This is a genomic window from Pacificispira sp. (assembly GCF_965228185.1).
Classification (GTDB): Bacteria; Pseudomonadota; Alphaproteobacteria; order UBA8366; family Aestuariispiraceae; genus Pacificispira.
On the sequence record NZ_CBDDHE010000010.1, the window covers coordinates 57,847 to 71,285 of the forward strand.

Consider the following 13,439-nt stretch of genomic DNA (forward strand, 5'->3'; position numbering starts at 1 on the left):
GGGTTTTAGGCCTTCGGGCGCAGCACGTGGTGGTGGGCGGCGTCGTAGAGTTTGCTGTCGTCGAAGCCTTCCGGGTCCAGCACCCGGCCGACCAGGATCAGCGCGGTGCGGGTGAAGCCTGCCGCCTTCACCTTGGGGCGGATGTCGCCCAGCGTGCCGCGGATGAAGGCCTCGTCCGGCCAACCGACGCGATAGGCGACGACGACCGGGCAATCCTCGCCGTAATTTGGCACCAGTTCCCGAACGACCTTGGCCAGATTGTTGACCGACAGGTGGATCGCCAGGGTCGCGCGGCTGCGGCCCAGCGTTTCCAGATCCTCGCCTTCCGGCATGCCCGACGCGCGCACCGCCGTGCGGGTTAGGATCACCGTCTGGCCGACGCCCGCCAGGGTCAGTTCGGTCTTCAGCGCGGCTGCGGCGGCGGCATAGGCCGACACGCCCGGCGTCACGTCATAGGGAATGCCCAGCACGTCCAGCCGCCGCATCTGCTCCGCCGTCGCGCCATAGATCGACGGATCGCCGGAATGCACCCGGGCGACATCCTGACCCTTGGCATGGGCGGCCTCGATCTCGGCGATGATCTCTTCCAGGTTCATCGGCGCCGTATCCAACACCCGCGCCCCGTCCGGCGCGGCGGCCACCACTTCCTCGGGCACCAGCGATCCGGCATAGAGACAGACCGGACAGGACTGGATCAGCCTCAGCCCCCGCACCGTGATCAGATCCGGCGACCCCGGCCCTGCGCCGATAAAGTGAACGGTCATGATATACCTCCAAGAGAACCGCTAAGGCCGCCAAGGATGACGCCAAGGACGCTAAGCGCCCCTAGCGCTCGTCGAGCCCGTTGACGAAGCGTTGAATGCCGTCCCGGATTCGGGACGAATTGAAATTGATGAGGAAGCCCAGTTTGAAGTCGCCGAGTTTCAGGTAACTGAGAATCTGTGCCCTGTGGACGTCGACGATCCTATCCACCGATTTGATTTCGACCACGACCAATCGGTTGATCAGGAGGTCGAGCCGATACCCCTGATCCACTTCGATATCCTGGTATCGAATGGGGATCGCGACCTGCCGCTCGACCTGCCAATTGCGCAGCTCCAATTCGCGGCACAGGCATGCCTCATACGCACTTTCCAGCAGCCCCGGGCCAAGAGCCTTGTGAACCGTCAGGGCGGCGTCGACGACGGAACGGCCGATCTCATTCTCCATTCCCTTAGCGTCCTTTGCGCCCTTCTTGGCGTTCTTCGCGGTTTTCTTCCCCCTCCCACTTCCCCGCATAGCCGCGCGGGGTGAAGGCGCGAGGGGTGCCGGAATGGTTGAAGGCGCGGGTTTCGCTGGAGCCGAAGACGACGAGCGTGAACATATCGACCACCGACGGGTCGAATTCGCGCAGATTGGTGACGGTGACGCTTTCTTCCGGACGGCCGAGCTGACGGCAAAGTGCGACCGGCGTGTCGTCCGGGCGATGGGCCAGGAAGGTCTCCCGCGCTTCGGGCAGCAGGGTACGGCGGCGCTGGCTTTGCGGATTGTAGAAGGCAGTCACGAAATCGCCGCGCGCGGCGGCGTCCAGCCGTTTGCGGATCGCCGCGACCGGGGTCAGCAGATCGGACAGGCTGATCAGACAGAAATCGTGGCCCATCGGCGCGCCCAGCCGCGCGGCGGCTAGCTGGAAGGCGGAAATGCCGGGCACGACCTCGACATCGACACCGCGCAGGGCACGGTCTTCGGATTTCTCGATCAGCTCGAACACCAGGGTCGACAGGGCATAGATGCCAGGATCGCCGGAACAGATCAGCGAGACCGTCTGGCCCTCGGCGGCCAGGGCCAGGGCCTTGGCGGCGCGCGCTTCCTCCGCCCCCAGATCGCTGTCATGGGTCGGCCGGTCGCCGATCAGATCGGCGGCGAGATCGAGATAGAGCTTGTAGCCCACCACGGCGTCGGAAGCCAAAATGGCCCGCGCCGCAGCGCCGGTCCGGTAATCCGCGTCGCCCGGCCCGATTCCGACCACGAACAGGCGGCCCGGCGCGCGTCCGGCATCAGCATCGACCACCTTGTCCCGCGCCCGGGCGATGGCGCAGGTATAGGGGCCGCGCCGCTTCTTCTCGACCGCGAAACGGGCATCGCGCCCGGCCAGCGCCAGGGCGGAGGCTTCGGCCACGCCGTGACAGCCGATTTCCTGAAAGACCACATCGGACGGGTTCGGCAGATGTGGGGTCAGGGCTTCCAATTCCGCGGCGGTGAACAGGCGGATCGGGCGATCCAGATGCCGGGACGCCGCTTTCAAAGCCGCTTCGTCGCCTTTCAGGTCAACGGTGCCGATGGCGGCCACGGCGGACGGGTCCAGCCCTTCCTCCGCGAAGACGTCGTTCAGGAAGTCGATCAGCCCGTCCGCCGGGGCATGGCGTTCGCAGCCGATCCCGAGCGCCAGTGTCGGCGGGGTCAGGACAACCTGCCCGCCCGTCGCGGTGACGGCCCGGTCGGTGATCAGCACATCCGGCGTATCCCCCGGTCCGGCGGGCGAGAAGGAGGCATCGTCCGGCCAATCGGCCGCCCCGCATTCGCGGCGCAGGCTGACGGGTTCCCCGGCCAGCAGGCGCGCGGTGACGCCCTTGACCGCGTCCGGCGTTTTCAGGGTCCAGCCGTCGGGCGGATCGTCCAGGGCAAAACCCAGCCGCCGATCTCCGGCGGTGGTCACCGCGGCCGCTCCACCAAGGCCTTGCGCCAGTGTCTCGGCCAGCGCGTTCGCGCCACGATGACCGCCCAGCAGCGGAATGGCGGTCGCGCCGTCTTCCGATAGGGCCAGCACCGGCGCGTCCTGCCATTTGTCGTTCAGGACAGGCGCCAGGGCCCGGATCAGGATGCCCGCCGCGCAAAGACCGACAATGCTCCAGCCCTCGGCATAGAGCGTCCGGATGCAGTCCACCGTATCGTCGAAGTCCCGGTCCGCGCTCTCGACACGGCCCGTTCGTCCGAAGATCACGGCATCGGGGATCAGGGATTTGACGCGCCGGGCGGTCTCGCCGCCGCGCGCGGTCAGGGCCAGGATCGCAATCATTCCGCCGCTTCCCCCTTGCCGTCGATCCAGGCGTCCTTGCGGCGATGGACCAGAACCATGCTGAAATAGGGCGCCGTTTCATTGGGGTAATCCGCCAGCGGGCAGACGGTCTGCCGGTCGCCCATCGTGGCGTGCCCGACATAGCGCGCGGCATCCATCAGGCCCGCCGCCTTCAGCGCGCGCCGCAGCTTCGGCAGATGGCGGCCGACCTTGATTACCGCCGCGGCGTCGATCTGGGCCAGGCGGCGGGTCAATTCCTCCTCGTCCAGCGGTGCCGGCAGGACGGTCAGGACGTCGTTGCGCGCGGCCAGCGGGGCACCGGTCGCGGCGGCGGTCGCCATCAGGCTGGAGACGCCGGGCACGACCTCAACGGAATAGGTCTCCGACAGTCGCCCGAACAGATACATGAAGGAGCCGTAAAAGAACGGGTCGCCTTCGCACAGGACCGCGACGTCGTTTCCGGCATCCAGTTCGGCGGCGATCTCGACCGCCGCTTCGTCATAGACCTGCTGTGCCGGGAAGCGCTTCACATCCATCGGCATGCGGATCGGGATTTCCCGGTGATGGCCGTCCAGATGCGGCGCGGCGATCCCGCGCGCCATGGACTCGCCCTCCAGCGGCGCGGGCCAGGCCAGAACATCGGTTTCGCGCAGAATGCGCAGGGCCTTCAGCGTGATCAGTTCCGGGTCGCCGGGGCCGACGCCCAGGCCATACAGGGTGCCTTTGGTGCTCAAACGGGTTTCCTTACGCTGAATTGGGTCACTGTCATCAGGGGTTTCCAGCCGCGATAGGGGCCGACCGGTTCCATCCGCGACACGGCGATGCGGGCCAGCTCTCCGCCCCAATCGGACTGCAACCGGGTCAGGATCGCCTCGCCTTCCAGGGTCACGACATTGGCGACCAGCACGCCGCCGGGGGCCAAACGGTCCCAGCAGCGCGCCGCCATGTCCGGCCCGGTCAGACCGCCACCGATGAAGATCGCATCCGGCGCGCCCTCGGCCTTGTCCAAGGCGTCCGGTGCGGGGCCCTCGATCAGGTCCAGATGCGGGACGCCCAAGGTCGCGGCGTTGCGGGCAATCAGGCGGCAGCGCGTCTTGTCGCGTTCGAAGGCGACCGCATGGCCGCCCGCGCGCATCCATTCGATGGCGATGGACCCGCAGCCCGCGCCGACATCCCAAAGGGTGGCGCCGCGCCGGGGCATCAGCTTCGCCAGGGTCGCCGCGCGGACCTCGCGCTTGGTCAGCTGGCCGTCATGATGGAAGGCGTCGTCCGGCAGGCCCGGGCCGCGATACAGGATACGCGTGCCCGTTTCGGCGCGGCATTCGACGGCGATGGTGTTCAAATCGGCGCCGGGCGCCGCGTCCCAGCCGCGCGCCGTGCCGTCGAATATGCGCTCCTTCGCGCCGCCCAGATGTTCCAGCACCCAGATGCGGCTGGCACCATATCCCTCTGCGGTCAGCATCCCGGCAACCTCTGCCGGGGTCCGGGCGTTTTCGGACAGGATGAACAGTTTCGCGCCCGGCTCGATCTGCGCCGCCAGCAGGCTCAGCGGCCGGCCGTGCAGGGTCATCCGCGTCACGTCTTCCAGCGGCCAGCCCAGCCGTGCGGCAGCCAGGGAGAAGGCGCCTGGCGCGGGCAGGACGGTCAGCGCGTCGCGCCCGAATTCCCGACCCAAAGTGACGCCGATGCCGTAGCTCATCGGGTCGCCGGTCGCCAGGACGCAGACCGCCTTGCCCTTGCGCGCGGCGATGTCGCCGACTGTATCCGTCAGTGGTACGCGCCAGGTCAGGCGCTCGGCCGGATGCGTTTCCGGGATCATTGCCAGATGGCGCTTGCCGCCCAGCAGGACCTCCGCGCCGTCGATCAGCGCGCGGCCCGCCGGGGGCACGCCGTCGAGACCGTCTTCCCCGATCCCGACGATGGACAGCCAGGCGTCGCTCATGTCTCAAGTTCTCCGCACAGGGCGTTGACCGCCGCCGCCGCATAGGCGCTGCCGCCCTCGCGGCCGGTCAGGGCGATATGGGGCAGGCCGCTGGCGACCAGCGCGTCCTTCGATTCCGCCGCGCCGACAAAGCCGACGGGAAAGCCCAGGATCAAGGCGGGCTTTGGGAAGCCCTGATCGATGCGCTCCAGCAGGTGGAACAGCGCGGTCGGCGCGTTGCCGATGGCGACAACCGCACCCTCCAGCCAGGGCTCCCACAGGTCGACCGCCGCCGCCGACCGGGTCGTGCCCAGGCGCTGGGCCAGCGGCGCGACAGCGCCCAGACCCAATGTACACAGCACATCGTTCTTTGCGGGCAGCCGCGAGCGGATGATGCCCTTGCTGACCATTTCCACATCACAGAGGACCGGGCGCCCGGCCTTCAGCGCGTCGTGGCCCGCCGCGACCGCACCGTCGCTGGCGGTCAGGCTGGCCAGGATGTCGGGCCGACCGCCGGTATGGACCAGCCGGATCGCGACCGTGTGCAGGTCCTCCGGCACGCCACTCAGATCCGTCGCCTCGCGGATCAGGCGCGCGCTTTCACGATAGATCGCGGCCGGGTCCTTGATGTAGTCGTAGGGCGGCTTCATGCGGCGGCCTCCAGGGGTTCCGGCCGGTCGGTCACGCCGAGGATCCAGGCTTCCTCCGTCTCGACCGCCCGGCGTTCCGCGTCGGTCAGGGCCGGGTCGGCGGCGAACAGGGCGGGCAGACGTCCGGCCGCATCCCAGCGCGCCAGGGCCTTCGCCATGGCAGAGACCTGGCCCGCATCCTTCGGCAGGCCGGAAAGGGCTTCCGGGGGTACCAGGGACGGATAGATTTCCGCCAGAATCACCTGCGCCTCGGGGCAATCTGCCAGACCGGTCTCGAACGGCCAGATTTGCGTGCGAAAGGCCAGCCGCCCATCGGTGCGCAGCGCCCAGACCCGGGGAATGCCGGTCAGCGCCTGACTGCCGACGGAGCCGGTATAGGCCAGTTTCCAGACCGGCTGGGTCGTGCGCACCCGCGCCTCGCAGAGGCGGCGTTCGGACAAATCCTCCGACCCATGCGGCCGCCGGTCCCGGCGCAGCAGGTATGGCCGATCCTTGTTGCCGTCATGGCCCCAGAAGGGGAAAGCCTCGCCGGTCAGCACCCGGTTCAGCGCCTCGCCGACATCGAAGCGGTTGTTGGCATTGTCCGCCGCATCGTCCAGCAGCGCGTCGATCTGGGCCCAGATGCGCCGCCAGACCAGCCCGTCATGGCCCAGCGCCGCCCCGGTGCCACGCGGATAGCCGAAGGGGAAGTCGAACCCCGTCAGCACCCGTTTGCCCCGGTCGGCCCGGTTCGCGATCAGCGCCGCCAGACGGTCCGTCGCCTCGGCGCGGGTCGCTGGATTTTCCAGAACGCTGCGCCGGACCCGCCCGTCGGACAGGCGGTCGACGCAGGCGATCCAGATCGAATCCTTACCCCGGCGCGGCACGGCGGCGGCGGACCAGTCGACCATGATATAGCTGTCGAAGGCGGGCATGGCGTCCGGGTCCGGCCTATTCGGAACGCGGCAGTTTCACGCCCTCTTTCATGCTGCGCGGCCCATGCGGATGGTCCGCCTGCGGATAGGGGTGATGATGGTGGTCGTGTCCATGCCCATGATCGTGGCCATGTCCGTGGGAATGCCCATGGGAATGGTCATGCCCGTGATCGTGATCATGCGAATGGCCGTGATGGTGGTGATCATGATCGTGGTGATGGTGATGCCCATGGTCATGATGGTGATCGTGCCCGTGGTCGTGCCCATGGTCATGGTGATGGTCCGTTTGGGCCGGGCCGGTACCGATGCCCTCCACGTGATGGTGGTGGCTTTCCTGGGGCAGGCCGACCTCGTCCTCGAAACCCAGGACCTGGGCGCGGAACTTGCACATCTGGCAGTTCATGTTGTTCGCGCCGTTCAGGATCTCCATGACCCGTTCGACAAAGGTATCCATCACCGACGGGTGGTCGTTCAGATAGCCCGCCTTGACGAATTCGATCTCCGGATGCCGTTCCGCGACCTTGTCGGTGTAGTCATAGATGCGGTTCACCAGAATGCCGGTAAACAGGAAATACGGGAACACGACGATCCGCTTGTAGCCCATGCGCGCGCAATGCTCCAAGGCCGGTTCGGTCAGCGGGAAGGTGACGCCGGAATAGCCGACCTCGCACCAGCCGAAGCCCAGGCCTTCCCACAACATGCGGGCGACCTTGGCGACGTTGGAATTGGCGTCCGGGTCCGACGCGCCACGCCCGATGACGCAGAGCAGCGTATCGTGGCGCGCGACGCTGTCGTCGCATTTGGCCAGCGCTTCCTCGATGCGCGCGCCGGCGGCCTGCAGCATCTTCAAATCTACCGCCAGTTCCCGGGCATAGGTGATCGTCAGACCGGGATTCTGCGCCTGATAGGTGTTCAGGACCGACGGAATGTCGTTCTTGGCATGACCGGCGGCGAACAGCATGCCCGGCACCGCCAGAACCTTGGTCACGCCCTGGTCGCGCAGCTTGTCCAGCCCGGTCCGGATGATCGGCGTGGCGAATTCCAGAAAGCCGTATTCGACCGGCAGATGCGGCCAGCGCGCCTTCAGCGTCTCGCCGATCTGCTGGAATTCGGAAACGGCGCCGGTGTCGCGGCTGCCATGGCCGCAGACCATGATGCCGACCTTCTCGCCGTCGATATGGGTGGGAATCTCGTTTGCGGACGCCGTCACCGGCGCGCTTGCTACGGACATATTTGCCCCCGTCCTGACCTGTGGGTTCGCATTATGGTTCACCCGGCGCCGCATTTGCCCCCGCGACCGGTAGGGTGCTCATAAGCGAATGACCTAACAGAGCGCCCCGCGCCCGTCAGCCTCAAAACCGCCGAAGAGTTTTGAAATCGCGACGGGCGACGTGTGGCGCACACTCAACGGCGTCGTCGTCATCTGGGCGGCAAATGTTTCTCGGGTGTCCGGTCGTCGCAATCTCGCTCGATACGCCGTGCTTGTGGCACCGGTGGGCAAAGATTGTCCTGGGATGCCGCCTCCACCAGGTTCATTTCGAATCTTTTTGCTTCCATAAAGGCTTCTTCCGCCTGTTTGGGCGTGTACAGCCCAGGGGAACCGGGAGGGCCGCAATGATGCGCCGCCGGCTTTTTGTTTGGCGCAAAGTCCCTTGCCAGCCGAATTAGCAGCATCATTTCTTGGCGTTCAGCTTCGGAATACGCCCCAGCGGCGTCGCAGGCGCGAATTCGGTTTTCGAGGAGGTCCGTCCATAAGTCGGCTGCGTGGTCGGCACCACATGTCCGGTTAATCGCAATCATCCGGCTATGCTGAGACAACGAATGGTCCCAAAGGAACCAATCTATATCATTGTCGATGCACTCCGCCTTGGCTGCGCTTGAAACGAATAGCGGAAGCACACATGCCGCCAATGCCGATATCAGACGGCAAGGGCGGCGCGTTTGCCACAAGTTGCGCACCTTACCCCCGCGGGGCGTGCTTGTTCAGGATGCGCTGGAGCGTGCGGCGGTGCATTTTCAGGCGGCGCGCGGTTTCGGAGACGTTGCGGTTGCACTGTTCGAAGACGCGCTGGATATGTTCCCAGCGCACCCGGTCGGCGGACATCGGGTCTTCCGGCGGCGGCGGCAGGGGGCGGTCCTCCTCCAGCAGCGCGGCGGCGATCTGATCGGCATCGGCGGGCTTGGCCAGATAGTCGACGGCGCCCTTCTTCACCGCGCTGACGGCGCTGGCGATGTTGCCATAGCCGGTCAGCATCACGATGCGGATATCCGGGCGCGCGTCGCGCAGCGCCTCGACCACGTCCAGGCCGTTGCCGTCCTCCAGGCGCATGTCGACGATGGCATAGGCGGGCGGACGTTCGGCCGCGGCTTCCAACCCTTCCGCAACCCCGGCGGCGCCGGTCACCACAAAACCGCGCTGTTCCATCGCCCGGCTCAGCCGATTGCGCAGCGGGCTGTCGTCGTCGACGATCAGCAGGGTCTTTTCCCGAAGGTGCGAGGGAAGGGTTTCGGCCATGCGCGGTTCCTTGCGAATTCAGCGGGTCATTGAAGGGTCATAATAGCGTTTCCGCCGGGGCTTCCAAGTCGTCGCGGTCCCAATGGACCAGGGCTTCCGCCCCGCGCCGGTTGCGGAAGGCGGAATGCCCGCCGATCCGTTCCAGCAGCGTGGTCGCGATGAAGACCCCCAGACCCATATGCCCGTCCTGTCCGGCGCGGGTCGACATATAGGGCTCGCCCAGCATCTGCAGCACGGAATGGGAGAAGCCCGGCCCGTCGTCATGGACCGAAATCCAGACGTCGCGCGGCGTCCAATAGATGCGGATCCAGACCTGTTTTTTGGCGTATTGCCCGGCATTTGACGCGAAGTTCCCCAGACCATGCAGGAATTCCGGCGTGCGCCGAACCATCGGTTCCGGCCCTTCGCAGGACTCGTCGATCAGGATGTCCAGTTCGACATGGTCCGGCACATGTTCGTCGACCGCTAGTTCGACCAGATTGGACAGGGGCAGGGTTTCGAACGGGTCGCCGGTCGCGTCCGGCTGGTGCGACAATCCGACCAGGATCTCGCGGCAGCGGTCGGACTGGCTTTTCAGCAATTCGACGTCTTCGTAGAGCGGGCTGTCCTTGTCGACCTCGCTCATCAGCTCCTTGGAGACGACGGCGATGGTGGCCAGTGGCGAGCCCAGTTCATGTGCCGCCGCGGCGGCAAGCGCGCCCAGGGCGGACAACTCCCGTTCCCGCGCCAGGGCGGCGGCGGATTCCGACAGGGCGTCGCTCAATCGGCGGGATTCCTCCGACGCCGTCCAGACATAGGTCGCCATGAACACGATCGACATGGTCAGCGCCGTCCAGATGCCCAGCATATAGACCAGCGGCAGTTGCAGCCCCTCGTCGCCGCGCCAGGGCAGCGGCAGGTGAAAGAAGGTAACGAAGGTCGCGGCCATGACGGCCAGGCTGGTCAGCGCCAGGGTCGCGCGCCGCGACAATATGGTCGCGGACACGGTGACCGGGGCCAGCAGCAGCAGCGCGAACGGGTTCTGCAACCCGCCGGTCAATCCAATCAGGCTGGCCAGTTGCAACAGGTCGAAAGCCAGCAGCGACGCGGCGCGCAGCTCCGTCAATCGCCGCCGCTTGGACGCCATCAGGGCCAAGTTCGACGCCGCCAGTGCACCGATCGCAATCAGACAGGGAAAGACCGCGAGGTTGAAACCGAAGGCGAAATGGATGACCAGCACGGTCGCCATCTGCCCGGCGACCGCAATCCAGCGCAGCATGATCAAAGAGGTTAGGCTCAATCCGACCGGACGGCGCGCCTCGGGCAGGCGGTCCGGGTGGTTTGGCCGTGTGTCCCAGGTATATTTGCTGTTCGCCATCGCCCCCGAAATCCTGCCGGTCCCTTACCGCCGGCTAATCCAGCAGGCGCGGCGCGTGGGGGCAAGCAGAATGGGCGGCGGCCGGACCGCGCCGGACCCGGCCGCCGCCCATAACTACGCGACTTCAACCAGGTCACGCATATCGTCGCCGGTCATCCAGGTGATGTATTCGTCCAGCGTGCCCCGCCCGTCCGTCCGGCGCCAGCGCACGCCCAGCGGATGGGCGTGATTGTAACCATAGCGCGCCGGAATCCCCTTCATCACCAGGTCGGGATGGACCAAGCCGTAGATATAGTCCGGGGCCCAGCGCATCAGGGCGATGGCGACCGCAATCCGGGGTAAGATGATCGCCAGACCGCGGCCGCGGAATTCGCCGTCGGGACTCAGCCAGACCTCGCCGTGATAACAGATCGTGCCGGCCATCTCGCGGACATAGCGGCAGGCACGATAGTCCGACCCGTCGGGCGTCGCCGGGATATGCGGCGACAGGAACAGGTTTCCGAGCCGCTCCAGATGATCGGCCAGGGTTTCGCCGCGCAGATCGTCCATCCGGACCGCCTGCACATGAACCACACGCCCTTGCGGCGATCGGCCCAGAATCCAAAACCCGTTATCGCCGGTGACGTCGCTGACCGTGTTGTCGAAGATCGGCGTCAACGGCGCCCGTCCGTCGGTCTCTGCGACCACCTGACGAAGCCGGTCGAAATCGCTTAACAATTCTAGGGTGATTCCCTGGGTCTGCGCTTCTTCGACCCGTCGTGCGACATAGCACGAGGCCTTCAATTGATCGAAATGCACTGTCATCTCACTACTCCTTGTGGTTTATTTCCGGGAGTAGCGAGTGCCCCTGTAATGCGTCTTTTTATAGAAAAGTATGGGGATATGAAGCGGTACGAGGTCGACCAGTTTGACCGGCTCTATTCCACGGTTTGGGGCGACAGCATTCACTTCGGCTTTTATCCGGCGCCGGACACGCCGTTCGACGACGCCGTGCGGGCGGCGAAACGGGCCATGGTCCGGGCTGCGGGGCTGCACCGGGGGCATTTGGTCTTGGAGGTCGCCAGCGGCTGGGGCGCGGCGGCGCGCCATCTGGCGGACGAGGTCGGTTGCCGCGTGATCGCGACCAATTACGCCAGGCGACAGGCTGAAATCGCGGCCCGGCGCTGCGCCCGACAGATCGCGACGGGCACGATCCGGCTGGCCATGGCGGATTATCATGCGCTACCCTTCGCCGACGCCCTGTTCGACGCGCATTGGTCCCAGGAATCGCTGGTCCATGCCCAGAACAAGCCCCGGGTCTTCGCGGAGGCGTTCCGCGTCCTGAAACCGGGCGGAATGATGGTCTTTACCGATCAGACGACCCGGCGGGACAGCCTGACGGAGGCCGAGGCGCGGCGTATCGCCGACCGCCACGGCAGCGACGATCTGTGGTCCGAGGGGGATTTCGAGGCGGGGCTGCGGGCGGCCGGGTTCGGTATCGCGGCCCTGCACGATTGGACCCCGCATATGGCGCGGCATTTTCGCGCCCTGCATGACCGGCTGGAATCCCATCGCGCGGCCCTGTCCGACCATGTCGACGCGGCGCTTCTGGACCAGAACGCAGATATGTGGCGCTGGGGCGCGGAACTGGCGGAGGCGGGGAAGATCGGTTACGCCATGGTCGCCGCGCGCAAGCCGGGCGGCTGACGGTCAGCTCAGCGCGGCGTCTGGAAGTCCTGACCGTTGATCGCGATGATGAAATCGTAGAACGGTTCCAGATCGATCGCCTTCAGCGGCTTGCTCTTCTTGCCGGTCACATTGGCCCAGGCATTGGCCGTATGGGCCAGGACGCCGATTGCCAGGCCGACGGTCAGGAAGTTCTTCGGCGCATCGCGCAGGAAGGCTTGGAACGGCCGCGGATCGTCGTGCTGGATCAATTGATCGAAGGCTTCGTTATAGTTCTTGATGATGCGCATCACGGTCGAATGCGTCGCGCGAATCAACTGGCGCGCCCGGTCGCGGCGGAACTTGAAGCGGTCCATGGCGGAATCCGTCATGCTTTCCCGGTCGCGCGGCAGCGATGACGCGGAGCCCAGCCATTCGAAGAACTGATAGAACAGGTCCTTATGCCGGGCGTACTGGAATTCGTAGTAGTTGATGCCCTTCCAGGCGAACAGGAATTGCTTGGTCTGGGCCTCGTTCAGGCGGAAGCTGCGGATCAGGCTGCGCGACCCTTCGGTTTCCTCGCCCTGCCAGATCGCGTCGACGACAGCGCTGGTCATCAGGCGCTTGCCTTCGTCTTCCTTGGTATCGCGCTCGCCGCCGACATATTCCTTGTAGACGTCCAGCTTGTTGCCGGAATTCGCCTTGGCCACCAATACGCTGATCTTTTCCAGCACCGGCCGGCGGATCAGCAGCCAGTCGGCCTCCGTGATCTCGAAATAATTCGCCGAGATCGCCCGCTCGACCTCCAACTCCCGGCGCTGGGACAGCAGCAGGAACGGATCGAAGGTCGGCACCTTGGTCAGGATGTCCAGCACCTTCTGATCATGCGCGCTCAGGCTTTCGTCGCGTTTGATCGCGCCGCGCTTGGCCAGGACGCGCACGATGCGGTCCGGATCAGCCTGGGTCGATTCGCCGCCCTGATCGACCTCGTCGTCGTTATACGGGAAATAGACGCGGGTTGAGACCATGACTTCGTCATCGTCATCCAGGGTGACTTCCTTGAAGAAAATCCCCAGATTCAACGTCGACAGGTCGAACAGCTTGGTTTTCGGAAATTCGTCCTCGGGCAGGCCGACTTTCAGATCCAGATAAACAGCGCGGGCGTCGAAACAGAGAAAGCGACCCGAACGCAACAACGTTTTCAAAGCACGGCGATTCATCCGGCCGAGCGCCTCTCCCAATAGTCGCCTCGGCGACACCTGCCCCTTGCAACCGCGCTGCGGATCGGGGGTTTCCCACTCCGCGTTTCGGCTCTTATACTATGTATACAAACGGTCGACACACAAGGCCGGGAACTTGGTAAACGGATGTTATGGTTAACGT

Annotated in this window: 13 protein-coding genes; 1 reads left to right on the forward strand and 12 read right to left on the reverse strand. The window is 65.7% G+C overall.

Features of this window, described 5'->3' with window-relative positions:
• Positions 1–5: 5 nt before the first annotated feature.
• The 11 genes from cobM to ACO06O_RS20735 all read right to left on the reverse strand — a co-directional run bounded on the left by cobM (position 6) and on the right by ACO06O_RS20735 (position 11,216).
• Positions 6–764, reverse strand: a complete 759-nt coding sequence (gene cobM, locus ACO06O_RS20685; RefSeq protein WP_421884325.1) for a precorrin-4 C(11)-methyltransferase — start codon at positions 762–764, stop codon at positions 6–8.
• 61 nt (positions 765–825) lie between these two features.
• Positions 826–1,209: a GxxExxY protein gene (locus ACO06O_RS20690; protein WP_421884328.1), complete on the reverse strand. Its 384-nt coding sequence runs from the start codon at positions 1,207–1,209 to the stop codon at positions 826–828.
• 4 nt (positions 1,210–1,213) lie between these two features.
• Positions 1,214–3,055, reverse strand: a complete 1,842-nt coding sequence (gene cobJ, locus ACO06O_RS20695) for a precorrin-3B C(17)-methyltransferase (protein ID WP_421884332.1) — start codon at positions 3,053–3,055, stop codon at positions 1,214–1,216.
• Complete coding sequence (gene cobI, locus ACO06O_RS20700) at positions 3,052–3,789, reverse strand: precorrin-2 C(20)-methyltransferase (protein WP_421884335.1); 738 nt, start codon at positions 3,787–3,789, stop codon at positions 3,052–3,054. Before cobI ends, cobJ begins: the two co-directional genes overlap by 4 nt.
• Positions 3,786–4,997: a precorrin-6y C5,15-methyltransferase (decarboxylating) subunit CbiE gene (gene cbiE, locus ACO06O_RS20705; RefSeq protein ID WP_421884338.1), complete on the reverse strand. Its 1,212-nt coding sequence runs from the start codon at positions 4,995–4,997 to the stop codon at positions 3,786–3,788. The genes cobI and cbiE overlap by 4 nt, the downstream gene beginning before the upstream one ends.
• Entirely contained in the window at positions 4,994–5,626 is a 633-nt protein-coding gene (locus tag ACO06O_RS20710; RefSeq protein ID WP_421884341.1) for a precorrin-8X methylmutase, read from the reverse strand. Before ACO06O_RS20710 ends, cbiE begins: the two co-directional genes overlap by 4 nt.
• A complete protein-coding gene (locus tag ACO06O_RS20715; protein WP_421884345.1) occupies positions 5,623–6,540 on the reverse strand; it encodes a hypothetical protein in 918 nt (305 codons plus the stop codon). The genes ACO06O_RS20710 and ACO06O_RS20715 overlap by 4 nt, the downstream gene beginning before the upstream one ends.
• 16 nt (positions 6,541–6,556) lie before the next feature.
• A complete protein-coding gene (locus ACO06O_RS20720) occupies positions 6,557–7,771 on the reverse strand; it encodes a sirohydrochlorin chelatase (protein WP_421884348.1) in 1,215 nt (404 codons plus the stop codon).
• A gap of 729 nt (positions 7,772–8,500) precedes the next feature.
• Entirely contained in the window at positions 8,501–9,055 is a 555-nt protein-coding gene (locus ACO06O_RS20725) for an ActR/PrrA/RegA family redox response regulator transcription factor (RefSeq protein WP_420419319.1), read from the reverse strand.
• A gap of 37 nt (positions 9,056–9,092) precedes the next feature.
• Positions 9,093–10,412, reverse strand: a complete 1,320-nt coding sequence (locus ACO06O_RS20730; protein ID WP_421884351.1) for an ActS/PrrB/RegB family redox-sensitive histidine kinase — start codon at positions 10,410–10,412, stop codon at positions 9,093–9,095.
• A gap of 114 nt (positions 10,413–10,526) precedes the next feature.
• Positions 10,527–11,216, reverse strand: coding sequence for a hypothetical protein (locus tag ACO06O_RS20735; RefSeq protein WP_421884354.1), 690 nt, complete (start codon positions 11,214–11,216; stop codon positions 10,527–10,529).
• 78 nt (positions 11,217–11,294) lie between these two features.
• Here ACO06O_RS20735 and ACO06O_RS20740 point away from each other — a divergent pair, with 78 nt between their 5' ends.
• Positions 11,295–12,098 carry a methyltransferase domain-containing protein gene (locus tag ACO06O_RS20740; RefSeq protein WP_421884357.1) on the forward strand — a complete coding sequence of 268 codons (804 nt, stop codon included), beginning with the start codon at positions 11,295–11,297 and terminating at the stop codon, positions 12,096–12,098.
• An 8-nt stretch (positions 12,099–12,106) separates the two neighbouring features.
• Here the strand turns inward: ACO06O_RS20740 and ACO06O_RS20745 are convergent, their stop codons facing one another.
• The gene (locus ACO06O_RS20745) at positions 12,107–13,276 is read right to left on the reverse strand and encodes a hypothetical protein (RefSeq protein WP_421884360.1); all 1,170 of its coding nucleotides are present in this window, start codon (positions 13,274–13,276) and stop codon (positions 12,107–12,109) included.
• Positions 13,277–13,439: the final 163 nt, after the last annotated feature.